Source organism: Duganella sp. CT11-25 (assembly GCF_047302815.1).
In the GTDB taxonomy this organism is placed as follows: Bacteria; Pseudomonadota; Gammaproteobacteria; order Burkholderiales; family Burkholderiaceae_D; genus Rugamonas.
The window spans coordinates 2,484,032-2,507,328 of the sequence record NZ_JBKBFD010000001.1 but is presented as its reverse complement, the minus strand read 5'-3'; the positions used below and the strand labels follow the sequence as shown (position 1 = coordinate 2,507,328).

Below are 23,297 nucleotides of genomic sequence, written 5' to 3'. Positions count from 1 at the left end.
GGTCAGTCTCCTTGGCGGGCGTTCGGCCACGCCGCGATGCGGTAGCGCGTGTGCCACGGTTGGTCGGGGTGCAGCGCCAGGCCGAGGCGGTCGGCCAGCGGATGCCCAGCCGGCGCCTGCGCCACCCGGCCCAGGTCGAACAGGCTGTTGAGCGGTTCGGCGCCGATCGCCAGGTGGCGGCTCATCCACGGGTAGTTGATGCGGCCGCCGTTGCTCATCCATAGCATCAGGTCCGGCAGCTGATCCGTGTCCCACCACATGCCGACGCTGGCGTCGTAGTCGAGGTAGTGCAGCGCGAACGGCGGCTGGCCACCGGTGCCGTTCAAGGCGCGTACCTGCACCAGTTCCTCGGCCGGCATGGCCAGCGGTAGCCGCGACAGGTCGAGCGGACCGTCGACGCCGGCCAGCGCCGATAGCGTGGCCGATTGCATGTCCGGCAGCAGCCGCGAGACGGCGCCGGGCGGGCAGGCCGGGTAGCTGTGGATGCCGGCATGGTCGCCCAGCGCCACCTGTACCCGCCCCGGCGCCGGTGGAATGCGGAAGGTTGGATGCAGGCCCACCGGCACGCGCGCGGCGCGGCGCGCCCAGATACTGAGGCTGATGTCGAGCGCGGGCGCGTTCGGATCGGCGGCGATCACCCGCTCGATGCGGGCGATGGCGCTGTCGGCCGGATAGTCGATCGCCAGGTGCACGCGCAGCGCGTTCGCTTCGATGCAGGTCCAGCGCTGGTTGGCGGCGTAGCCGTGCATCCAGCCGTCGTCGCTGGCGTGCGTGCGCCAGCCTGGCGGCAGGTTGGACGGCGTGTCGGCGCGGCCGAAGGGCACGCACGGCCATTCGCCGCGCAGGCGCCGCAGCACCCCCGGCAGGCCGGCCGCGCTGGTGGTGCCTGCCCACGGCGCCACGTGCATCAGGTCGAGTTCGCGCTCGTCGTCCAGGCGCAGGCTGACGGGGCCCAGCATGCCGCCCAGCGGCTGCACCTCGGCGCTGCCGTGGTCCCAGCTCAAACGCCAGCCGCGGCCGGCGTTGCCCGGCGCGACAGCATCAGTGGCATGCGTCGTCGAGCGCATCATCGGGCCAGCCATCCGCCGTCGACCGGCATGACCGCGCCATGCACATAGTCGCTGGCACGGCTGGCGAGGAACACGGCGACGCCGGCCAGGTCGTCGGGACGGCCCCAGCGGCCGGCCGGAATGCGGGCCAGGATCGCCGCCGAACGGTCGGCGTCTTCGCGCAGCGCGGCGGTGTTGCTGGTCTCGAAGTAGCCGGGCGCGATGGCGTTGACGTTGATGCCCAGCGCCGCCCATTCATTGGCCAGCGCGCGCGTCATGCCGGCCAGCGCGCTTTTGCTGGCGGTGTAGGCAGGCACGCGGATGCCGCCCTGGAACGACAGCAGCGAGGCGACGTTGATGATCTTGCCGCTGCGGCGTTCGGCCATGTGCCTGGCCAGCGCCTGCGACAGGAAGAACACCGAGCGCAGGTTGGTGTTGACGACGGCGTCCCAGTCTTCCTCGGTGACGTCGAGGCTGTCGGCGCGGCGGATGGTGCCGGCGTTGTTGACCAGGATATCGATGCCGCCGTTGAAGGCGATGGCGGCGTCGGCCACCCCTTGCAGCGGTTCGGTCGAGCCGAAATCGGCCGGCACGAACAGGAAGCGCCGGCCCAGCGCCCGCACCTGCGCCGCGGTGTCGTCCGCCGCGCTGCGGCCGGCGGCGACGATGTCGGCGCCGGCTTCGGCCAGCGCCACGGCGATCGCCTGTCCCAGCCCCGTGTTGGCGCCGGTGACCAGGGCGGTTTTGCCGGCCAGATTAAACAGATTGGACATGGCGGCTCCTACTTCAGCTGGCAGATATCGAGCACGTTCATGTCGGTATAGTCGAGGTTTTCCCCGCCCATGGCCCAGATGAAGGTGTAGTTGGCGGTGCCGGAGCCCATGTGGATGGACCACGGCGGCGACATGACCGCCTCCTCGTTGGCGACGATGATGTGGCGCGCGGAGTCCGGCTCGCCCATGAAATGGAATACCCGTTCGGACTCGCTCAACTTGAAATAGAAGTACACCTCGGAGCGTCGGTCGTGCAGGTGCGGCGGCATGGTGTTCCAGACGCTGCCGGTTTGCAGCACCGTCAGGCCCAGCAGCAGTTGGGCGGATTCGCAGAGGCCCGGAATCACGTACTGGTAAATGGTGCGCGCGTTCGAGGTTTCGGCGCTGCCGCGTTGCAGCGGCACCGCCTGCGCATGCGTAATTTTCTTTAACTCGAAGCGTGCGTGCGCCGGTGTCGAGACCAGGTAAAAACGCGCGGGGCGGTTGCCGTCCACCGATTCGAACGTGACGTCGGCGCAGCCCATGGGGATGTACATGCCGTCCAGCGGCGCCAGCTCGAACCGCTCGCCATCGACGGTGACGATGCCGTCGCCGTCGGCGACGTTGATGATGCCCAGTTCGCGGCGCGTGAGGAAGGGCTGGCCGGCCGCCGAGGCCGGTTCCGTGTGGCGTGGCAACATGATAGCCTGCGTCACCGGCGCTGCGCCGCCGACGACAAAGCGCTCATGGTGGGAGTAGTTGAGTTTGATTTTGTCGGCGACAAACAGCTGGTTGATCAAATAACGGTCGCGCAGTTGCTCGTTGCTGACGCCTGCCATCATGTCCGGATGGGTGGCGTGGAAGATTTTCTCGTACATGGTCGGTCTCCTGATGGTGTCTGCCTGGCGCTTGTGCCAACGCCGGACTATCTTTTCATCAAATATTACAGTAAGCTGTTATCGATAACAAGCAAAACTATTGAGGAGACCGTATTGAAAGCGACTACCTGTGGTTTGATGCTGGCGCTGCTTCCCATGCTGGCCGGTGCGCAGACCGTGATTTCCAAGAGCTTCAGCGCCGACCCGTCGCCGCACTACTTTGGGGGCCAGTACTATGTCTATGCGACGGATGATCAGAACAATTCCGGTAAATACTGGGATTCGACGCAATGGCGCCTGCTGACGTCGCCCGACCTGAAAAACTGGAAGGACCACGGCCCGTTCATGGCGGCCAGCATATTCAAATGGGCCGCGCCGGGCGCCAAGGCCTGGGCGCCGGAGGCCCTCGAATACGGCGGAAAATACTACTTTTTCGCGCCGGTGGGCGGCAAGCAGATTGGCGTGGCGGTCAGCGATCACCCGGAGGGGCCGTTCGTCGACGTGATCGGCAAGCCCCTGGTGGAGACGCCGCGCGACGGCAATGCCGGTGCCGAACCGATTGATCCGGCCGTGTTTGTCGACAAGGACCGGCGTATCTATCTGTACTTCGGCACGCGCACGCCCAAGGTGGTGGAGCTGGCGCCGGACCTGAGCCGCACGGTTGGCGCGATACGCGATGTCGCGCTCAAGGGCATGCCGGAGAAGAGGGCGTATGGCGAGGCGCCGTTCCTGCATGCGCACAAGGGAATTTACTACTTCTCCTTTTCCACCGGCTGGCCCGGGCAGATCGTCTATGCCACCGCCGCTTCGCCGCTGGGCCCTTTCACCTACAAGGGCGTGCTGATCGACTACCTGAAGATATCGACCAATCACCAGGCCATCCTGGAACACGACGGCCGCAGCTACCTGTTCTACCATGACGCTGTGCTGCCGGGCGGCGATAGCTTCAAGCGCTCCATCCTGGTCGAGGAAATTAAGTACGACGCCGACGGGAAAATGCGCCGCGTCCCCGGCACGCCGCGCGCGCCGTGGGTGGCGGACCTGGGCAATGGCCGCTACCAGAACCCGGTGCTGCACGCCGACTATGCCGATCCGGACGCGATCCGCGTCGGCGATATGTACTACATGGTGTCGTCGAGTTTCAGCAACACGCCCGGGCTGCCGCTGCTGCAATCGTCGGACCTGGTCAACTGGGAGCTCGTCGGCCATGCGCTGCCCGCCTTGCCGCCGGCGGCGGTATTCGCCACGCCGCAGCCGGGCAAGGGCGTGTGGGCGCCGGCGCTGCGCCATCACGCAGGCAAGTTCTGGATTTTCTATCCCGACCCCGATGTCGGCGTGTACGTGATGACGGCGAACCAGTTCGGCGGTCCGTGGAGCGAGCCGCATCTGCTGTTGCCGGGCAAGGGCATCATCGACCCGGCGCCGTTGTGGGACGACGACGGCAAGGCGTGGCTGGTCCACGGCTGGGCCAAGAGCCGTTCCGGTATCAACAACATCCTGACGCTGCGCGGCATGAACCCCGACGCCACCGCGTTGCTGGACACGCGCGGCAAGGACATCATCAACGGCGACCTGCTGCCGGGCTATCACACCATCGAAGGCCCCAAGCTGTACAAGGCCAACGGCTATTACTACGTGTTCGCTCCGGCCGGCGGCGTCGAGCAGGGCTGGCAGTCGGTGTTCCGTTCGCGCAGTATCGAGGGACCCTACGAGGACAAGATCGTGATGGCGCGCGGTACCTCGGCCATCAACGGGCCGCACCAGGGCGCCTGGATCGATGGCGCCGATGGCAAGGACTGGTTCCTGCACTTCCAGGACAAGGGCGCATACGGCCGCGTGGTGCACCTGCAGCCGATGCGCTGGCGCGACGGCTGGCCGGTGATCGGCGCCGATGCGGGACAGTCGGGCGTCGGCGAGCCGGTGGAGAGCTACGACAAGCCCGCCGGCAAGGAGCGCGGCATACTGGTGCCGCCGACCGGCGACGAGTTTGCGTCGCCGCGCCTCGGCCTGCAATGGCAGTGGAACGCGAATCCGGCCAAGGGCTGGCACACGCTCGACGCGCGGCGCGGCTACCTGCGGCTGTACGCGCAGCCGGCTGCGGCCAGCGTGCGGATGGCGCCCTCGGTGCTGACGCAAAAATTCCCGGCTCCGTCGTTCACCGTCGAGACGAAGATAGAGCCGCACGGCGCCGGGCTGCAGCGCGCCGGCCTGGTGGTGCTCGGCGTGCAGTATGCGTGGCTGGGACTGCGCCGGAGCGGCGGCGTCACGCAGCTGGCGTTGTCACGCTGTGAGACGCCGGCGCTGACCTGCGAGGAGCGTGTCGAGCCGTTGCCGGTGGCGGTCAAGGGCCCGGTCTACCTGCGCGCGCGGGTGGAGGAGGGCGCGCAGGTGCAGTTTTCGTACAGCCTGGATGGCGTGGCCTACACGCCGGCGGGCAAACCCTTCCAGGCCGTGGCGGGCCGCTGGGTAGGGGCACAGGTCGGTTTGATGAGCCTGGCCGCAGAGGGCGCGCCGGACCGGCAGTCCTATATCGATGTCGACTACTTCCGTGTCGGCCAATAAAATACAACAAGGAGACAGTATATGAATATTCGAATCGCCAGCGCCGTCGCCGCGCTGTTCCTGGCTGCCGGTCCGGCCGCCGCAGCGCCATCGCAGCTGCAGGTGTTCCCGTTCGTGGAGGCGGTGCGCTACACGCATCACAACGACGACTACACGGTGCGCGTGCGCACGCCGGGCGGCGTCTGGCAGGACCTGTACGAATACAAGGTCAAGGTCGACCTGGACAATCCCAGCGACGCCTCCATGGTCTATTTCAATTTCGACGGCCCGGTTGAAGTGGCTGTGCAGAAGAACAACGGCCGCTTCAGCGAAGTGAAGGTCCGGCCGTCCGGCAAGGGCATCAAGCCGGTGGTGCGCGGCCATACCGCGTACTTCACGCTGACGCGCCCGGAGAATTTGAGCATTGAGTTCGACGACGACCGCCTGCACAACCTGCACCTGTTCACGCACGCGATCCGCAAGGACATGCCGGCCGCGCCACCGCGCGCGGCCAATGAGCCGATCGGCAGGGGTACGCCGCCTGATTTCACGCAGCCGGTGGTGTACTTCGGCCCCGGCGTGCATGATGGCGAGTTCAACGTCCGCTCCAACACCACCGTCTACATCGACGGTTCGGCGCTGCTGAAAAAGCCGCTGGTGATCAACGGCGTGGAGAACGTCAAGGTTATCAGCGACGGCCTGTTCGACGGCGTCGATATGACGACCATCAAGGATTCACGCCATGTGGTGATCGACGGCCCGATCTTCATCAACCAGCCGTATGGCACCATGCGCTGCATCACGTCGCAGGATATCGAGGAGCGCAACATCCGCACCATCGGCGGAGGCAAGTGGTCGGACGGCCTGGGACATTTCGCCTGCGAGCGCGTGACCGTGGCCGACAGCTTTGTCCGCACGTCCGACGACAGCATCACGCTGTACAACCACCGCTGGGATATCTGGGGCAATACGCGCGACATCGTGGTCAAGGATTCGACGCTGTGGGCCGATATCGCGCACGCGGTCATGATCGGCATCCACGGCAACACGCCGACGCCGGCCCATCCCGAGCCTGAAGTGCTGGAGCGCATCCGCTTCAGCAATATCGACATCCTCGATCACGACGAGGACGACCCGGAGTACGAGGGAGCGATCGGCATCATGGCCGGCGACGACAACCTGGTGCGCGACGTGACGTTCGAGGATATCCGCGTCGAGCGCATCGAGGAGGGCAAGCTGTTCAACCTGCACATCGCCTATACGCCCAAGTACAACACCAGCCCGGGGCGCGGCATCGAGAATATCCTGCTGAAGAATATCAGCTTTACGGGAGAGGGCGCGCCCAGCGCCTCGGTCATGTACGGCTACGATGCGCAGCGCAAGGTCAAGAACATCGTCATCGATAATGTCACCGTGGGCGGGCGCAAGCTGACGGCCCCCGAAATCAACGTGCTCGATATCGGGCCGTTTGTCGAGGGCGTCAGCTTCAAGTAACGATCAGGCGTCCGGACCCCGACGGCGGCGCACCGCCGCCGTCATCGCCATCAATCCCAATCCCATCATCATCCACGCGGCCGGTTCCGGCACCACGGCGACCCGCGCATCCGAAATCGCCACCCCTACCGTTCCGGCCTGCTGCGCGCTCAGGCCCGGCGTCCAGCTGAAGTCCGCCAGCGCGCCGGTCACCGGGTTGTAGCTGCCCAGCGGCGCGATGCTGTCGTTGAAGGCGGAGATCACGAAGTGGCTGACATACCGCGTCAGCGGATCCGGCTCGCCGTTGAACGTCAGGTCGAACGACAGCACGCCGCCGAACGTCACCGCATGGAACAGGTCATTCGAGGTGTCGTTGCGGAACTGGTAGCCGCCATTGGCCGCCGTGACGCCCCAGGAGTCGATATAGGCCGCGCTGTCGAAGCCGACAAGGTTGCTGATGACGGCGGTCGCCAGCGGCACGCCGGCGCTGGCGCTGAGTTGCATGTCGAGGTAGCCGCTGGCGGCGCCCAGGCCGGCCGTGTCGATGGCGACATGGAGGGTGCCGGCGCTGGCCGCGCCGCCTGCCAGCAGCGCCGCGGCCAGCGCCAGGCGGCGCAGCAGGGAGGGAATAGTAGAGTGCATGATGGTTATCCTTTAGTTGAGAACTTGCTGGAGGGCCGGGGTGTAGCTGACCACGGTGCGGTTCGGATTGCTGAAGCTCAGCGCCACGTTGACGGTGGCGCCGGCGGCCAGCGGTCCGGCGATGGCGACATACGGCACGCCCGCGTTGGCGCCGCTGGCGTTGTCGAGGCCGACGCCGCTGGTCAGGCCGCCCAGCACCAGTCGCAACGGGCCTGCCAGCGCCGCGCCGCCGGTGTTGGTCAGCGTGACACCGCCGGCGTACTTGCCGGTGGCGCGGTTGAGCGTCGCGCCTTGCTGCGTCATGCGCACGCCGGCGCTGACGTCCTGCAGCACCGGCGGCGTCGCGACGGCGCCGTGGAAGCGCACCTCCGACATATTCCCGAACCAGGTGCCGGCGTTGTAGATGCGGAGGTAGCGGTAGGCGCCGCCGCCGGCGGCCAGGGTCTGCCAGTCCAGCGTGGAAGCCGCCGGCGCGGTGAGCGTGGTCCAGCTGGCGTTGTCGTTGGAGCCTTGGATGACTGCGCCCTTGATGCGCGCGTAGTTGCTGTCCTGCCGCGCCGCCAGTTCGACGCTGGCCAGCGTGACCTGGTTGCCCGCCTTGAAGTCGAACGTGATGTAGCTGCCCACGCCGGAATTATTGGCGCCGATGCGGAAGTCCGACAGCGTCGCCAGGTTGCCGTCGAATAGCGCGGCCGCATTGCTCAAGGTGGTTGCCGCCGTCCGTCCCGAGGTGGAATCGATCAGCGTGGCGATACTGGTCACGTTGCGTATCACATCGGCTTCATCGACCAGCACCAGCGACGAACTGTCGGTGGTGCCGGAGTTCGGCAAGCCGTCCGCGCCGTTCTGCTGCTTGTAGCGGATGGCGAAGGTGACCGGTCCGGTGGCCACGCCCTGGCCCAGCGTTGCGCTGGCCGTGAAGTTGATGTTGTCGGTGCTGCTGACCGTGGCGGCCTGGCCCTGGATCGTCGCGCTGACGTTGTTGATCGCCTCCTTGGCGGCGAAGGTCAGCTTGACGGTGTTGCCCGGCACGATGCGGTTCCTCAATGCCTGAGTGGAGCCGATCGAGGCCGAGGCGATCTTGTTGGACGACGCCACCACGCCATGCAGCCGCAATTCCGCCATGTTGCCGAACCAGCTGCTGCCGTTGAGGATGCGGATGTAGCGGTAAGGCTGCGGGTTGGCGATGGCCAGGGTCTGCCAGTCCGCCGTCGAGATGGCGGTGGTGGAGATGGTGTCCCAGTTGGCATTGTCGTTCGAGCCTTGCACCACCGTGCCCTTGATGCGGGTGTAGAAGCTGTCCTGGCGAGCCAGGATCTCCACCCTGGACAGCGTGGCCGTGCCGCCTTCCTTGAAGTCGAAGGTGACGTAGCCGCCGGCGCCGCTGCCGTTGAGGCGGAAATCGGTGAAGGTAGTGAGGTTGGCATCGAACAGCAGGTTGACCGTGGCCAGCAGGTCGGCCTGGTTCCTGCCGCTGGAATCCTGCAGCGCCGCGATCGCCGGCGGATTGACGATCAGCGCCGACTGGTCGGCGATGTACAGCGAAGTACCGTCGGTGGTGAACAGGGTGGTGGTCGCGTCGACGCCTTCGGCTGTCTTGTAATCGAGCTTGAACTTCACTGCGCCCGGCGCTACGCCGCCTCCGGCCACCCAGGTCGCGGTCCAGTTCAGGTTATCGCTGCTGGCGACCGTCGCCGCCTGGCCCAGCATCGCCACGCGTACCGTGTTGATCGGCGCGGTCGATTTGAACGTCAGCTTGACCGTGTTGCCGAGGACGATGCGGTTCTTCAGCGCCTGGTCGGAGGCGATCGATACCGCCGCCAGCTTGTTGACGGTCTCGTGCCGTTCGCCGAAGATGTGGAACTCCGACAGTTCCAGGAAGGTGCTGGACGGCTCGATCATCTGGATCTTCAGGAAGCGGAACGGCAGGGCGCGCAGGTCTTCCTGCACGTCGAGCGTCTGCATGTCTTCGGTGACGCTGGTCAGGCCAGGCGTCAATCGCGTCCACTCATCCTTGTCGTTGGAGCCGTAGATGGTCACGCCGCCGATGCGCTCGGGGAAGCTGGCGCGCACCTGCAGCGCGAAGCTGTTGGCCGAGATGGTGAAGTCGGGGCCGAAGTCCAGCGTATGCGTCAGGTTCTGCGCGCTGGTGTAGACCACGAAGGTATCGGGCGAGTTGTCCAGCGCCTTGGGCACTTCCGTGCCGAAGGTCGACGTGGCCAGCATGTTGGTGTAGTCGATGCTGCCGTCGGCCAGCAGCGGCGTCAGTTGGCGCAGTCCAGCCACAGCGCTGCTCAAGGCCGTCAGCTTCTGTCCGAAGACGGTGTCGCTGGCGCTGGAGATCACCGCCATGATGTCGGCATAGGCGCTGTTGTAGGCAGCCAGCGTGGAGGCGATATACACCGCGGTTGGCTGGTACGCGGCGATGGCGGCGGTGACCGCGGCCTGGCGGTCGGCGCCGACGGTGATCCGCACGCGCTTCGAGGTCACGGTCGCACCATCGGATGCGCTGATCACGAAGGCATAAGTGCCCGGTTGCGTTGGCAGCCAGGAGAAGGCGCCGGTGCCGGCGTTGAAGAGCGCGCCCTGCGGCAGATTGTCGGCCTGGTAGCTCAGCACGTCGCTGGCGTTGCTGTCGGTGGCCGAGAAATCGTAGCTGAGCGCGGCGCTGGAGCCTGCATACGTGTACAGCGTCAGTTCCGCGCCGCCGGCGTTGAAGGCCGGCGGCGTCAGCAGGGTGGAAGCCTGGATGTTCACGTGGTCGAACTGCACGGTGGTGCCCGCGCCCTTGACCGTCAGGTAGACCAGGTCGCCGAAGCCCTGGTAGGCGTTGAAGGCGTAGGCCACATAGCGCCACTGGCCCTTGGTGTCCGGCAGGGTGATGGTGTCGCCGAAGACGTCGACGGTCGCGGTGCCGTTGGTGCGCACGCGGAACGCTACGCTGCGCGCGGCGTTGGCGTAGCCGACCAGGGCGAGCTTGCTGCCGGCCGGTGTCGCGCTGACCTCCACGTAGCCGGTGGAGCCCTCCAGTTTCGCCAGCGAGTTGGCGTCGAGCGCTGTAAAGCGGTCTTCGAATTCGCGATACGGTTCAACGATGGGCTTGACCAGGTATTTCGCGCCCTCGGCCTGCACCGCCTGCGGCATGAAGATCCAGAAATCGCCGCCGCCGTCGACGCCATCCCAGTTGTAGGACACGCGCTGCGAATAGATCTTGGTGAAGTTCGGCGCGCGCTGTTCCATGTTCACGCCGCGCGCATATTTATAGTAGTAGTACAGTTCCCAGGTATTCTGCGTCAGCCGGCCGCGATAGGCGCTGGCCAGCTGCTTGTAGATGATGGTGGGATTGCCGCTGGCGTCGGTGTGCGCGGCGGTCGGCACCCATGGCGTGTCGTAGCCGAGCATATAGGTGCCGAAGTATTCGGCGGCATCCAGGATGCGGTCGTTGAGGAACTCGTAGGGGCCGACGGCGTTGGGGGCGGTGGAGGCGGTGCCCTCGACCGGATCGACCTTGGTGCCTTGCCCCATCAGCAACCGCGCCAGGATTTCCATGTTGGTGAGATCGCCGGCGCCGTGTGCCTGGTCGCGGCCCATCTCCACGTGCTGGACCACCGGCGGATCGACCGCCTCGCCGGTCAGGTCGTTCTTGTCCACCAGCCGGAACAGCTGCTTGATGGCGCCGTTCTGGCCCTGGTCGATGGCGGTCTTGTTCACCGTGAACCATTCGACGCCCTCGTTGTAGCGCTCGCGGTTGCCGGTGAAGATATAGCCGGACATGGCGCCGATCAGCGGGTACAGATGCTGGTTCATGAAGTAGGCGTTGCTGTGCTGTAGCGTCTCGATGACCGGCGTGATCAGGTTGGTGGTGTAGGCCAGCGTATCCTGTTCGGTCCAGGCCAGCGCCGGGGTCTGCGTGCTGGTGTAGCGCAGGATCTCGGCGGCGGCGGTCATGCGGTTGAGCGGGATGCCGGAGTGGATGTGGGCATCGACGTAGTACGCATACTGTGCCGGATCCATCTGCGACCAGATGCGGATGATGTGCAGGGCGTTGGCGCGGTAGGTGTCGTCGCCGGTCACATAGTAGAGCACCGCCTGGGTATAGGCCTTGAGGGAGTCGGCGATGAATTTCGACTCCACGCCCTGGCTGTTGAAGGCGTAGGTGCCCGGTACGTCAGGATTGGCGCCGCTCTGGTTGCTGGAGGTGACCGTCTTCGCCGCCGACGACGACAGCGTCATTTGGTTGAAGTGGGTATTCCATGGTTCTTTTTGCGCCAGCACCTGGGCGCGCATGTTTTCCAGGACGTCTTTGGTCAGTCCGACCCCGGGGTGCTTGAAGCCGCTGGCGTCCGTGGTTTCGGTGATGGCGGGCTGGTAGCTGGTGGCCAGCGTTTGGATGGCGTTGGCCGCGTCGGCCGCGCCACAGGCAAGCAAACTTAGCGATAGAGCGAATAGTATTAGCCTGTTCATTGGGTCTCCTTCTCTTTTTAATCGTTTGGGAATTTCAGCTGACTGTTATCGATAACAATTTAAATGAAAAAAAATGCGGCATCGACCGACAGCTGTATCGCAGTTTAGGCAACTGCCGCGCTCTCGTCGTATAGCGTTTTTGCGGCCATCCATATCGAATTTGCATAGGTGGGTTGTGGCTTCCAAGCTACAACCGAGCGTCGAGATATCGATAACAAAAAAACTGGTGGACATCTGAAAAGGATGTGATACCATCAATTCTGTTATCGATAACTTGCCTTGATGGATTATCCGATACGCGACAAGAAAAAGGGGCGGCACTGCCCCATCACGCGCACAAAGCGCGGATTACACAACAACGGAGATATCAAATGAAGATGAAGATCAAGCACACGCTGCCGGTTTCCGCGCTGGCGTTGACCGTAGCGCAAGGACTGTTCGTTGCGCCGTGTGCGCTGGCGCAGGGACAAGCCCAGGGGCAGGATGCGGCGCAGGACGTGACCGTGGTGGTGACCGGCATGCGCGCCAGCGCCCGCAGCTCGACGGCGATCAAGAAGGACTCGGTCGAAATCGTCGATTCGATCACCGCCGAAGACATCGGCAAACTGCCGGACCCCAACGTCGCTGAAACCCTGACCCGGATTCCCGGCGTGCAGGGCTACCGTTATGGCGGCGAGGGCGCCTCGCCGGTCGGCGTCGGTTCCGGCCTGACCATCCGCGGCCTGTCCGGCCAGACGGCGTCGCAGGTCAACGGCCGCGCCTATTTCACGGCCGGCGGCCGCGAATACAATATCGAAGGCGCGATTCCGGCCATGATCGCCGGCGTCGACGTCTACAAGAATCCGTCGGCCGAGCACATCGAAGGCGGCATCGGCGGCCTGGTGAATATCCGCACCCGCAACCCGAGCGATTTCAAGGGCCCGACCGTGTCGGTGGGCGTGTCCGGCCGCTACAACGACCTGGCCAAGGAAAAGGATCCCGAGCTGTTCGGCCTGGTCGCCAACAAATGGAACCTGGAGGGCGGCGGCAAGCTGGGCGTGATGGCCGCTGCCGTGTACCAGAGCAGCACCGGCCGTTCGGACAACAACCCGGCCAACGGCGGCGCCAACTTCAAGCGCGCGGTGCGCGCCGACAGCGCCGAATACCAGGCCATGGCCGCCGCCAATACCGCCAACAATCCGGGCCTGCCGATGGCCAGCTATGTCGGCCGCAGCGACGTCAACTACCTGGCCAACGTGCCGACCAAGGCGGTGTCGTCCACCGTCGGCGCCTATACGCCCGACCTGACCGGCCTGACGGCCGAGCAGGCCGCCAACGTCATGACCGCGCCCGCCATCAGCAACAACGCCTTCCAGGAAACCATCATGCGGGTGCGCCGGGGCTTGAACCTGGCCGCCGACTACCGCCACGACAACACGCTGCGCTTCTTCACCGAGTTCAATTACACCTACTACCTGTACCACCAGAACTACCGCGGCCTGAACTCGGTCGACGGCGCCAACGTGCAGAACCTGACCACCACGCCGTTCGCCTTTACCGAGGGCCTGGCCAACCGCAATATCAACGGCGGCAGCAACGACGTGCTGGCCACCAAGCGCCTGCTGGGCGGCACCTTCCTCAACTCCACCGTCAACACCGTCGGCGGCGACGAGCATACGCCTTACACCACCTGGATCGCCGCCGGCGGCGCCGACTGGAATCCGACTCCCGAGCTGGCGATCAAGGCGGAGTTCAACTACATCAAGTCCAAGAAGGACCAGGACAACCGTTCGGTCAACATGGATTCGAAGGCGGGCCTGTACTGGAGCACCACGCGCCTGGCCGACGGCGCGCCGCACCAGCTCAACTTCTCGGGCCCGAACCTGGGCGACGCCTCGAACTTCGTGTTCCGCGACTACGCCAACGGCACCAACCAGCGGTGGGACGACAAGGGCAACGCCAGCGCCATCAGCGGCAAATACACGGTGGGCGAGGGCCTCCTGCGCACCGTGAAGTTCGGCACCCGCTATGCGCGCCAGGAAAGCCAGTACAACAGCTACAGCTTCGCCGGCAAGGCGCTGACGACCGACGGCCTGCCGCTGAACGCGGCCCGCAGCAACGGCATTTCCGCCGATACGCTGGGCGTGACCCAGCAGTCGCCGACCAACTTCATGGACGGCGACGCCGGCTACGCCGGCGGCTACGTGGTGTACGCGCCGGGCGCGCTGCTGGGCAACCAGGTCTCCGCGCTCTTCCCTAAAGCCGGCATCCCGTTGGAAAACGCCTACGTGGAAAACGTCGGCGCGCGCCGCTTCTTCCGCGAGAACACGCTGGCCGGCTACGTGATGGGCGAATTCTCCTTGCTGGACGATCGCATCACCGGTAACGCCGGCGTGCGCGTGGTGCGCACGGAGACCCGCGCCATCGCCATGAACGCCCTGGCCACGGCGGGCGTGTACACGCAAACCGCGTCCAACACCTCCTACAACAACGCGCTGCCGTCGCTGAACGTGACCGGCTACATCACGCCGGACTTCCTGGCCCGCTTTGGCTACGGCAAGGGCTTGACGCGCGCGCCGATCGACCAGCTGAACCCGAGCATCACGGTCAATCCCGTCACCGGCACCGGCAATATCGGCAACCCGGACCTGCGGCCGCAGACCGCCAACAGCTTCGACCTGTCGCTGGAACGCTACTTCAGCAAGACCAACTACGTGTCGGCGGCGATCTTCGACAAGGAGATCGACGGCTTCTTCAACGGCATCGTCGAATGCCAGACCATCGCCGGCGTGCCCGCGTACAGCGGCAACCAGAGCAACAACTGCAGCGGCGGCCAGTACCAGATGACCAAGTCGGTCAACTCCGAGAAGGGCTATGCGCGCGGCGTGGAGGTGGCGGGCCAGTACTTCTTCGACAGCTTCGCCGCGCCGCTGAAGAACTTCGGCGTGGCCGGTTCCTACACCTACGTGAAGACGTCCAACCCGGTCAACTTCGGCACCGCCGCCGCGCCGCGCGTGGTCGATTCGATCCAGCCTTTCCAGTCCAAGAACAGCTATAGCGTCTCCGGCATGTACGAGGATGCCAAGTGGTCGGGCCGCCTGGTCTACACCTGGCGTTCGGACTCCATCCTGTTCGGCGCGTCGGCCAATCCGATCGACGCGCGCGGCATCGCCGCCACCGGCATCCTGGACGGTTCGCTCAACTACAACATCGACGACAATTTCACGCTGTCGTTCAACGCCTCCAACATCCTCGACAAGGCGCTCAACCGCTTCGTCGGCGAACCGGGCGCCTACCAGACCGGGATCGAGCGCCAGCACTATGCCAACGGCCGTACCTTCAGCCTGGCGATGCGCTACAAGTTCGGCAAGTAAGGTAACCTGATAGTGAGTGGATGGCGAGCCCAGGCTCGCCGTCCGCGTTTTTAACGCCCATTCGAAAGTCCCCATGTCCAAACGCATGTCCTCCATCCTGTTGGCGGTGCTGACGCTGTGCGCGCAGGCGCATGCGGCCGCGCAAACCCCGCCGGCGCCGCGCGCCGAATGGGAGCAGCCCGAGATTGTCGCGGTCAACCGCGAGCCGATGAAAACCACCTTCTTCAATTTCGAGACGCGCGAACTGGCGCTGCGCGGCGAGATGGCGGCGTCCAGGTACTACCGCTCGCTGGACGGTACCTGGTCGTTCGCGTATTCGGCTTCGCCGGAAGCGCGGCCGCGCGATTTCTACCAGCCCGCCTTCGATGTCGGCGCGTGGAAATCTATCCAGGTGCCGGGCATGATCCAGGCCCAGGGCTATGGGCTGCCGATCTTCACCAATATCCAGTATCCGTTCCCCGCCAATGAGCCGCTGATCCCGCACGAGTTGAACGAGGTCGGTTCCTACCGGCGCGACTTCGACGTGCCGGCCGACTGGAGCGGCCGCGATGTCTTCCTGCATGTGGGTGCGGCGGGCGCCGCCTACTACGTGTGGGTCAACGGCCAGGCGGTGGGCTATTCCGAAGACTCCAAGCTGCCCAGCGAGTTTGACCTGAGCCGTTATGTCCTGCCGGGCAAGAACACCATCGCCATCGAGGTGTACCGCTGGGCCGACGGCTCCTACCTGGAAGACCAGGACTTCTGGCGCGTGTCCGGCATCGAACGCAGCGTCCATGTGTATGCGGAGCCGAAGGCGCGCCTGCGCGATTACCGCGTGACGGCCGATGCCGGCGGCCAGTTCCGCCTGGACGCCGAGATGGCGGGGCAGCCGTCCGGCGGCGAGATCGCGGTCTCGCTGTACGACGGCGAGCGCCTGGTGTTGAGCGGGAAGGGCGCTATCGCCGCTGGCAAGGCGGCGCCGGTCGCGGGCGTGGTCGCCGGCGTCGCGCCGTGGTCGGCCGAGACGCCCAAGCTGTACCGCATGCTGGTCGAGTACCGCGACGGCGACGGCAAGCTGGTGTCGGCGACGTCGCGCCAGATCGGCTTCCGCACGGTGCAGGTGGTGGACGGCGAAGTGCGCGTCAACGGCAAGCGCGTGATGATCAAGGGGATGAACCGCCACGAGCACGATCCGGTCACCTACCGGGTGATGTCGATGGAGTCCATGCGCAAGGACATGGAGCTGATGAAGCAGGCCAACATCAACGCCGTGCGCACCTCGCACTATCCGAACGACCCGCGCTGGTACGACCTGGCCGACCAGTACGGCATGTACATCTTCGACGAAGCCAACATCGAGTCGCACGGCTATATGGAGCTGGGCGACAAGGCCGGTGATCCGGCCAAACGCGCCGCGATCCAGTTGGGCTACAAGGAGCACTGGAAGCTGGCGCACCTGGACCGCGTCTCGCGCATGGTGCAGCGCGACCGCAACCATCCTTCGGTGATCGCCTGGTCGCTGGGCAACGAGGCCGGCACCGGCCCGAATTTCGAGAATGCCGCGCAGTGGGTGCGCGACAACGATCCGACGCGGTTGCTGAGCTATCTGGGCCACGGCACGCTGGGCGAGGAGCATCTGCCCAACAGCTATGTCGATATCTACGCGCCCATGTACGACGATATCGAGAAGATGGCGGACTACGCGCAGGACCCGCGCTACCGCCAGCCGATGATCCAGTGCGAGTACGCGCACGCGATGGGCAACTCGCTGGGCAACCTGGAGGACTACTGGAAGGTGATCCGCTCCTACAAGAAGCTGCAGGGCGGCTTTATATGGGACTGGGTCGACCAGACCGTGTATGCCAGGGACCGGCAGGGCAGGCCTTACTGGGCCTCGGGCTTCGACATCAATCCCGCACGTGGCGACAACAGCGTGGTGGGCGACGGCGTGGTGCGCTCCGACCGCACGCCGGACCCGGAATACTACGAGCTGCAGAAAGTCTATTCGCCGGTGGTGTTCGAGGGCGATCCGAAGTCCGGCAAGCTGACGGTGGTGAACCGCTATGACTTCAAGGATCTGTCCGAGTTCGATTTCGACTGGAACATCGCGCTGGACGGCGTGCCGTCGGCGCAGGGACGGCTGGACGGCGTGCGCGTCGCCGCCGGCGGCCGGCAGGAGGTGCCGATCAAGCTGCCGGCGCTGGGCGGCCATGCGGGCGCCGAGGCGGTGCTGACCGTGCGGGCGCGCTATCGCGGCGCGTCGACGCCGGGCGTGGCCGCCGGCAGCGTGGGTGGCTGGTCGCAGTTCGTGCTGGCGCCCGCGAAGAAGCAGGCCCCGGCGGCGCTGGTCAAGCCGACGCGCGACGGCGACGCCATCAGCCTTGTTGCCGGCCCGGTGGCGCTGCGCATCGATACACTGACGGGAGATGTCATCTACAGCGCAGGCGGCAAGCGCCTGCTCGGCGGCGGCTCGCCCAACTTCTGGCGCGGCCTGACCGACAACGACGAGGGCGCGGGCGTCGACAAGAGCCACGGCGTGTGGAAGAAGTTCACCGAGCAGCGCCAGGTGCGCGCCGTGACGATGGGCGCCGGCAGCGTCAAGGTGCTGTACAGCTTTGGCGCCGGCGCGGCGCATTGGGAAACCGAGTACGCGCTGTCGGCTGCCGGTGAGTTGCGCGTGACGGCCAGCTTCACGCCGCTGCGCGACGACCTGCCGGATCCGCTGCGGCTTGGGCTGCGCTTCAACCAGCCGGCCGCGCTGGAGCGCGTGCGCTGGTACGGCAAGGGACCACAGGAATCCTATGCGGACCGGCAGACCGGCTATGCGCTGGGACTGTACGAGGGCGGCGTGGCGGAGCAGTACCACGGCTACAGCCGGCCGCAGGAAAGCGGCAACAAGACCGGCGTGCGCTGGCTGGCCTTGTTCGACCGCGCGGGCGACGGCGTCCGCGTGGCGGGTGCCCAGCCCTTGTCGGTGAATGCCCTGGCCTTCCCGTACGAGGACTTGTACCTGCGTCCGCGCGGCACCTGGAAAAGCTCGGAGATCGCCGCGCACGGCGACGGCTCGCTGCTGATCGACATGGCGCAGGCGGGCGTCGGCGGCGATACGGGGTGGAGCCTCGATGGACGCCCGCATGTGAAGTACCGCATCGGCCTGGCGCCGGCCACATACAGCTTTACCGTGTCGCCTTACAGGAGCACGAGCGATAAGTAGAAAGCGTAGCGCAAGAAGCTAAACGCAATGATGCGCCGAAGCGGTGCACATATACTCCATTCAACATTTCGGTACCGAGTGGCCGGCGGCGATGCCGCCGGCAACGCACCCGCCTGGCCAGCGGATTGATAAAACCGGATTTGATAACACTGGAGACTTTATGAAACGCACTGCGATAGGCACTTGCCTGTTGATGTCGCTGGCCGCCTGCGGCTCGGACAACACCAACACCAACGCCACCACCACCACGGCCACCACAACGCCCGCTGTCAAGGCAGGCGCGTACGACAGCGCGCTGGCTTTCGACAAGAACAAGTACACCACGATCAATGTCACCATCGACGGCGTGAAGACACCGGTGCGCTGGTACAAGGAAGTCTGTTACGTCGGCAAGCCGGTCCTGATGGCCGGCACGCAGACCGGCATGGGCGGCGCGGTCACCACGCTCGCCAATCCGCAGTGCGGCTACCAGAGCATGAATATCTACGTGCCTGAAAGCGTCGCCGCCGGACAGGACGCCGCGCTCTACTTCGCCGTCAACAACAGCGGCTGGATGGCCAGCTACGTCAAGGCCAGCGTCGCCGATGGCGCCACCTTCGTCAGCGGCACCAGCAACGTCGGCGCCGCGCTCAAGGCCGGCTATGTGTATATCGACGTCGGCACGCGCGGCCGCGGCATCGTCGCCGCCGACGGCAGCTACGCGGGCAAGTCTCCGACCGCGATCGTCGACGCCAAGGCGGCGGTGCGCTATCTGCGCCTCAACGACGCCGCCATGCCCGGCAACGCCAACCACATCGTCGTCAACGGCACCAGCGGTGGTGGCGGCCTGTCGTCCATCCTCGGCGCATCGGGCAACAGCGCCGACTACCTGCCTTACCTCGCCACCATCGGCGCCGCCGGCGTGGCGGCGGACGGCAGCAGCACGCAGCGCGACGACGTGCTCGCGATCAATGCGTATTGCCCGATCACGGACCTGGGCAATGCGGACCTGGCGTACGAGTGGGTGTACAACATCCTGAACACGCGCCAGACGGTGGGCAGCCTGCCGAACGCCAAGGGCAGCGCCGAACTGATGGCGAAGTTCGTGGCCTATCAGGCCGGCCTGGGCCTGAAGAATTCCAGCGGCGTGGCGCTGACCGCCACCACCATGCTGGAGACCATCAAGGCGGAGGTGATCCATTCGGCCGAAACCTATATGGCGTCCGGCGGCACCATCCCCGCCATCGGCGAGGCCATGACCTATAGCAGCGGCATGGGCGCGGCGGCCGTGACCAAGAGCTATACCAACGACTGGATCACGGTGGACAACGCGGCCAAGAAGGTGACGGCCGTCGACATGGAGAAGTACCTGAAGTTCGTCGCCACCCAGGCCACGCTGAAGAACACGCCGTCGTTCGACCAGACTGGCCTGACCATCACCGCCTCCAGCGGCGAGTCGAATATGTTCGGCACCGGCGCGCAGGTGTATTCCAACTTCACCGAGTACGGCTGGGACAACAACGATGTCGCCGGCGATGGCATCGGCTATGCCGATACCGGCTACTCGTGGACCCAGTATGCCGCGCTGCCGGCCACGCCGCTGCTGGCCCAGGTCAAGCTGATCAACCCGATGGCCTATGTCGGCACCGGCGCCGGCACGGCGCCGTACTGGTACGTCCGCCATGGCACGCGCGACCGCGACACCGCCTTCACCGTGTCGATCAACCTCAGCCGCGCGCTGGCGGTCGACGCCAGGGTGGCGGACCTCAACTATCGCCTGGCCTGGAACCAGCCGCACGCCGGCAACTACGACGTGCCCGAGGCGATGGCCTGGATCGCCCAGACGCTGAAGGCGGCGACGGCGAAAGGGCTGTAAGCGCTTCGATCATTTTCTTGATTGGTCTGGCCAATCCCTAAATTGGTCTTGCCGGTTTGTCGGGCCGGGGCTATATTCTCGGGCAGCAATGCCCGCAATATATCCTCGTGATGGTGGCTAGCCATCTTCACGCCTGACCAGCAGAGACCAGTGAAGGGAAGCGCAGCATGAACGATAAGAAACTCGGACCGGTGGACCGGCGGACCGTGCTGAAGGCGGCCGGCGCCGCCGGCTTGATGCTGGCGACCGGCGCCTACGGCGCGGACGCCCGCAAACGCTATGCCGTGGTGGGCGTGGGCTCGCGCTCGCGCATGTACACGCGCGCCGTCACCGGCAAATACCGCGACCGCGGCGAGATCGTCGCCGTCTGCGACCGCAACGCCGGCCGCGCCGCGCTGGCCGTCAAGCGCATCGCCGAAACCGGCGCCAGCCAGCCGGTGGCCTACGCGGCCGCCGACTTCGACCGCATGCTGCGCGAGACCAGGCCGCAGTTCGTCATTGTCACCACCACCGACGCCAGCCACGACGACTACATCGTGCGCGCGCTGGACGCCGGCTGCGACGTCATCACCGAAAAGCCGATGACCACCACGGCCGAGAAGGCCCAGCGCATCCTCGACGCCGTCAAGCGCAGCGGGCGCCATATCCGCGTCACCTTCAACTACCGCTATTCGCCGCCGCGCACCCAGGTCAAGGACCTGCTGATGAGCGGCGAGATCGGCGACGTGCTGTCGGTCGACTTCACCTGGCTGCTCAACACCGTGCACGGCGCCGACTACTTCCGCCGCTGGCACAGCAACAAGGCCAATTCCGGCGGGCTGATGGTGCACAAGGCCACCCACCATTTCGACCTGGTCAACTGGTGGCTGGGCGCGCAGCCGGAACTGGTGCACGCGTTCGGCGCGCGCCAGTTCTACACGCCGGAGATGGCGCGGCGCATGGGCCTGCAAGGCGCGCACCAGCGCTGCCTGACCTGCACCGAGAAAGCCAAGTGCAATTTCTACTTCGACCTGGCGGCGGACCCGGGGCTGAAGGAGCTGTATCTGGACAACGAGAAGCACGACGGCTATTTCCGCGACCAGTGCGTCTGGCGGCCGGAGATCAACATCGAGGACACCATGAGCGTGATGGTTCGCTACGACAACGGCGTGCAGCTCAAGTACGCGCTGCAGGCCTACGATGCGTGGGAGGGCTACCACATCGCCTTCAACGGCACCAAGGGCAGGCTGGAGCACAGCATCGTCGAATCGGCCGGGGTGGCGGGGGCGAACGCGGTGCAGAGCAAGAGCAACGAGGTTACCACCCGCGTCATCCCGCTGCGCGGCCCGGTCCGCGAGATCGCACCCTGGACCGGCACCGGCGGCCATGGCGGCGGCGACGACGTGATGCTGGAGGAGATCTTCGGCGATGCGCCGGCCGACAAGTACAAGCGCGTCTCCGACGAGCGCGCCGGCGCCTATTCCTGCCTGGTCGGCATCGCGGCCAACCGCTGCTTCGAGCAGGGCGCCTCGGTCCGCATCGCCGACCTGGTCACCGGCCTGACGCCGCCGGTGCGCGCGCCGATGCCCGACCGCGGCGCGCCGGTGTCCATGCCGCTCAGGATCAAGATGCCCTGAGCGGGCGCCGGCGCGTCATCCGGACCACGCGTCTTTCCTTCAGGCCGCCAGCGGCAGGGCGCCGGCCAGCGCGGCGCGGCCGGCGGCCAGCTGGCGCGCCACCCGCGCCACGCGGGCGCCGAGGTGGGCCGAGGTGTCCAGGTCGGCCTCGGTGGCGCCATCGTCGGCCGACAGGTCGGCGTCCGACTGGGCGGCGGCGCCGATGAAGTAGCCGTGGCGGTTGAGGGTGTTTTCCGTCGTCGTGGATTTGTTGTGGCCGGGCGGCAGGCCGAGGTTGACCCAGTGCATGCCGTGCTGCGCGGCGAAGATGGACAGCTGCTGCAGCGTGACCAGCTTGTCGCCCGAGCGCGAGGCGGCGTTGGTGAAGCCGGCGGCCAGCTTGTCCTGCCATTTGGCGCCGGCGAAGGCGTGGCGCGAGCTGGCGTCCATGAACATCTTGAACGCGCCCGAGGCGCTGCCCATATAGGTCGGGCAGCCGAAGATGATGGCGTCGGCCGCTTCCAGCGCCTCCCAGTACGGCGACGGATCGTCGACGCTGATCAGCAGCGTTTCCGCGCCGGCGGCGATGGCGCCGCTGGCGACGGCTTCGGCTTGCTTGGCGGTGTGGCCGTAGCCGCTGTGGTAGACGACGGCGATGCGGACGTGGGGCAGAGGGGGCATGGCGTGCTTTCAGCGGATGGCGGCGGCATCCGATGTGCCTGCCTATACCTGTAAGACGCGCGCCGCGCCGCCGTTGTGACAGCTTGGTTGCAAATAATAGCAAGAACCTGAGGTGGCTCAATCAGTCAGCCCGCGTAACCAGTCATTCTACGCGGACGCCCGTAGCGGGCGCATGATGAGAAAAACAGCGATGTCAGGTCTGATTTTCCGACTGCCTACTTATCTCTTGCCGTTGGTAATGGGATTTATTGAATGGTCGCTTCGTCGTGTGATGCACGAGTCCACTCCAATGGCATTTTTGCCGGCAACAATCGTGTCCGTAGGATTGGGCATGCTGTCTTCCATCATAGTGAATGATCTCCCGTACCGAACACTGTCCGTTTTGTCGATTCCCAAGCAGCAGATTCTCCGCTTGGTTTCCGGGTTGTCGTTGATATGGATGTTGACAGGGTTAGCACTGTGGTTTGAGCTGGTGTTGATGACGATCCAAGCTGCGCCCGCCTTTGGCCTTCCTGATATTTCAATATTGGATCTGAACGCACCGTTATCATATTCCGCGTTATTCTATCTACTATGCTTGCTATTCAACGAGATTAAAGCAGGGGTGTCACTATGAACCAACTTTTGGTATTGGCCATACTTCCACTGGTTGGGATATTGGCCGGCAGGTTTATTGTATGGCTGATCAAACGCTATGCAAGCGATCCGGCTGATCCTGCCGTAGAGTTTTATTCCCAACTCGATGCTTATCGCAATGCGCCTGAAGAACGCAAGCTGCGCATTCTTGGCGAAGTGAAGAGGCGTTTAATGCTGTAGGTATC

Annotated in this window: 14 protein-coding genes; 8 read left to right on the top strand and 6 right to left on the bottom strand. The window is 65.3% G+C overall.

The genetic code is table 11. The features are described from left to right. Positions 1–2: 2 nt before the first annotated feature. Genes ACEN9F_RS10640 through kduI form a run of 3 tightly spaced genes read right to left on the bottom strand, consistent with a single transcriptional unit; the run spans position 3 to position 2,679 of the window. On the bottom strand, positions 3–1,070 hold the full coding sequence (locus ACEN9F_RS10640; protein ID WP_413419991.1) for a hypothetical protein: 1,068 nt from the start codon (positions 1,068–1,070) through the stop codon (positions 3–5). Beyond that, positions 1,067–1,822 carry a 2-dehydro-3-deoxy-D-gluconate 5-dehydrogenase KduD gene (gene kduD / locus ACEN9F_RS10635; RefSeq protein WP_413419990.1) on the bottom strand — a complete coding sequence of 252 codons (756 nt, stop codon included), beginning with the start codon at positions 1,820–1,822 and terminating at the stop codon, positions 1,067–1,069. Before kduD ends, ACEN9F_RS10640 begins: the two co-directional genes overlap by 4 nt. Before the next feature lie 8 nt (positions 1,823–1,830). Beyond that, the gene (kduI, locus tag ACEN9F_RS10630) at positions 1,831–2,679 is read right to left on the bottom strand and encodes a 5-dehydro-4-deoxy-D-glucuronate isomerase (protein ID WP_413419989.1); all 849 of its coding nucleotides are present in this window, start codon (positions 2,677–2,679) and stop codon (positions 1,831–1,833) included. A gap of 114 nt (positions 2,680–2,793) precedes the next feature. Here kduI and ACEN9F_RS10625 point away from each other — a divergent pair, with 114 nt between their 5' ends. Both ACEN9F_RS10625 and ACEN9F_RS10620 read left to right on the top strand, forming a co-directional pair. Then, positions 2,794–5,241: a family 43 glycosylhydrolase gene (locus tag ACEN9F_RS10625; protein WP_413419988.1), complete on the top strand. Its 2,448-nt coding sequence runs from the start codon at positions 2,794–2,796 to the stop codon at positions 5,239–5,241. A 21-nt stretch (positions 5,242–5,262) separates the two neighbouring features. Next, complete coding sequence (locus ACEN9F_RS10620) at positions 5,263–6,714, top strand: hypothetical protein (RefSeq protein ID WP_413419987.1); 1,452 nt, start codon at positions 5,263–5,265, stop codon at positions 6,712–6,714. 3 nt (positions 6,715–6,717) lie between these two features. Here the strand turns inward: ACEN9F_RS10620 and ACEN9F_RS10615 are convergent, their stop codons facing one another. Together ACEN9F_RS10615 and ACEN9F_RS10610 are read right to left on the bottom strand one after the other, a co-directional pair. Beyond that, a complete protein-coding gene (locus tag ACEN9F_RS10615) occupies positions 6,718–7,335 on the bottom strand; it encodes an NF038129 family PEP-CTERM protein (RefSeq protein WP_413419986.1) in 618 nt (205 codons plus the stop codon). A gap of 12 nt (positions 7,336–7,347) precedes the next feature. Beyond that, the gene (locus ACEN9F_RS10610) at positions 7,348–11,799 is read right to left on the bottom strand and encodes a discoidin domain-containing protein (protein ID WP_413419985.1); all 4,452 of its coding nucleotides are present in this window, start codon (positions 11,797–11,799) and stop codon (positions 7,348–7,350) included. Positions 11,800–12,170: 371 nt separating this feature from the next. Between ACEN9F_RS10610 and ACEN9F_RS10605 the strand changes: the two genes are divergently transcribed. The 4 genes from ACEN9F_RS10605 (at position 12,171) to ACEN9F_RS10590 (ending at position 21,816) form a co-directional block, all read left to right on the top strand. Next, positions 12,171–15,152, top strand: a complete 2,982-nt coding sequence (locus ACEN9F_RS10605) for a TonB-dependent receptor (protein ID WP_413419984.1) — start codon at positions 12,171–12,173, stop codon at positions 15,150–15,152. A 73-nt stretch (positions 15,153–15,225) separates the two neighbouring features. Next, positions 15,226–18,345, top strand: a complete 3,120-nt coding sequence (locus tag ACEN9F_RS10600) for a glycoside hydrolase family 2 TIM barrel-domain containing protein (RefSeq protein WP_413419983.1) — start codon at positions 15,226–15,228, stop codon at positions 18,343–18,345. 160 nt (positions 18,346–18,505) lie between these two features. After that, on the top strand, positions 18,506–20,200 hold the full coding sequence (locus tag ACEN9F_RS10595) for a subtype B tannase (protein ID WP_413419982.1): 1,695 nt from the start codon (positions 18,506–18,508) through the stop codon (positions 20,198–20,200). Positions 20,201–20,367: 167 nt separating this feature from the next. Further along, positions 20,368–21,816, top strand: coding sequence for a Gfo/Idh/MocA family protein (locus ACEN9F_RS10590; protein ID WP_413419981.1), 1,449 nt, complete (start codon positions 20,368–20,370; stop codon positions 21,814–21,816). Between the two features lie 39 nt (positions 21,817–21,855). On the opposite strand, the gene ACEN9F_RS10585 is transcribed toward ACEN9F_RS10590, so the two are convergent. Beyond that, entirely contained in the window at positions 21,856–22,476 is a 621-nt protein-coding gene (locus tag ACEN9F_RS10585; RefSeq protein WP_413419980.1) for a flavodoxin family protein, read from the bottom strand. 112 nt (positions 22,477–22,588) lie between these two features. Between ACEN9F_RS10585 and ACEN9F_RS10580 the strand changes: the two genes are divergently transcribed. Together ACEN9F_RS10580 and ACEN9F_RS10575 are read left to right on the top strand one after the other, a co-directional pair. Further along, positions 22,589–23,092 (top strand): hypothetical protein, encoded by a 504-nt coding sequence (locus tag ACEN9F_RS10580; RefSeq protein ID WP_413419979.1) that lies wholly within the window; start codon positions 22,589–22,591, stop codon positions 23,090–23,092. Next, complete coding sequence (locus ACEN9F_RS10575; RefSeq protein WP_413419978.1) at positions 23,089–23,292, top strand: hypothetical protein; 204 nt, start codon at positions 23,089–23,091, stop codon at positions 23,290–23,292. The genes ACEN9F_RS10580 and ACEN9F_RS10575 overlap by 4 nt, the downstream gene beginning before the upstream one ends. Positions 23,293–23,297: the final 5 nt, after the last annotated feature.

What these genes read in the sequence shown, in the direction of transcription:
- ACEN9F_RS10610 (WP_413419985.1), bottom strand. Translation starts at nt 11,799, where the DNA reads ATGAACAGGCTAATACTATTCGCTCTATCGCTAAGTTTGCTTGCCTGT.
- ACEN9F_RS10575 (WP_413419978.1), top strand. Translation starts at nt 23,089, where the DNA reads ATGAACCAACTTTTGGTATTGGCCATACTTCCACTGGTTGGGATATTG.
- ACEN9F_RS10600 (WP_413419983.1), top strand. Translation starts at nt 15,226, where the DNA reads ATGTCCAAACGCATGTCCTCCATCCTGTTGGCGGTGCTGACGCTGTGC.
- ACEN9F_RS10590 (WP_413419981.1), top strand. Translation starts at nt 20,368, where the DNA reads ATGAACGATAAGAAACTCGGACCGGTGGACCGGCGGACCGTGCTGAAG.
- kduI (WP_413419989.1), bottom strand. Translation starts at nt 2,679, where the DNA reads ATGTACGAGAAAATCTTCCACGCCACCCATCCGGACATGATGGCAGGC.
- kduD (WP_413419990.1), bottom strand. Translation starts at nt 1,822, where the DNA reads ATGTCCAATCTGTTTAATCTGGCCGGCAAAACCGCCCTGGTCACCGGC.
- ACEN9F_RS10640 (WP_413419991.1), bottom strand. Translation starts at nt 1,070, where the DNA reads ATGATGCGCTCGACGACGCATGCCACTGATGCTGTCGCGCCGGGCAAC.
- ACEN9F_RS10585 (WP_413419980.1), bottom strand. Translation starts at nt 22,476, where the DNA reads ATGCCCCCTCTGCCCCACGTCCGCATCGCCGTCGTCTACCACAGCGGC.
- ACEN9F_RS10620 (WP_413419987.1), top strand. Translation starts at nt 5,263, where the DNA reads ATGAATATTCGAATCGCCAGCGCCGTCGCCGCGCTGTTCCTGGCTGCC.
- ACEN9F_RS10605 (WP_413419984.1), top strand. Translation starts at nt 12,171, where the DNA reads ATGAAGATGAAGATCAAGCACACGCTGCCGGTTTCCGCGCTGGCGTTG.
- ACEN9F_RS10595 (WP_413419982.1), top strand. Translation starts at nt 18,506, where the DNA reads ATGAAACGCACTGCGATAGGCACTTGCCTGTTGATGTCGCTGGCCGCC.
- ACEN9F_RS10615 (WP_413419986.1), bottom strand. Translation starts at nt 7,335, where the DNA reads ATGCACTCTACTATTCCCTCCCTGCTGCGCCGCCTGGCGCTGGCCGCG.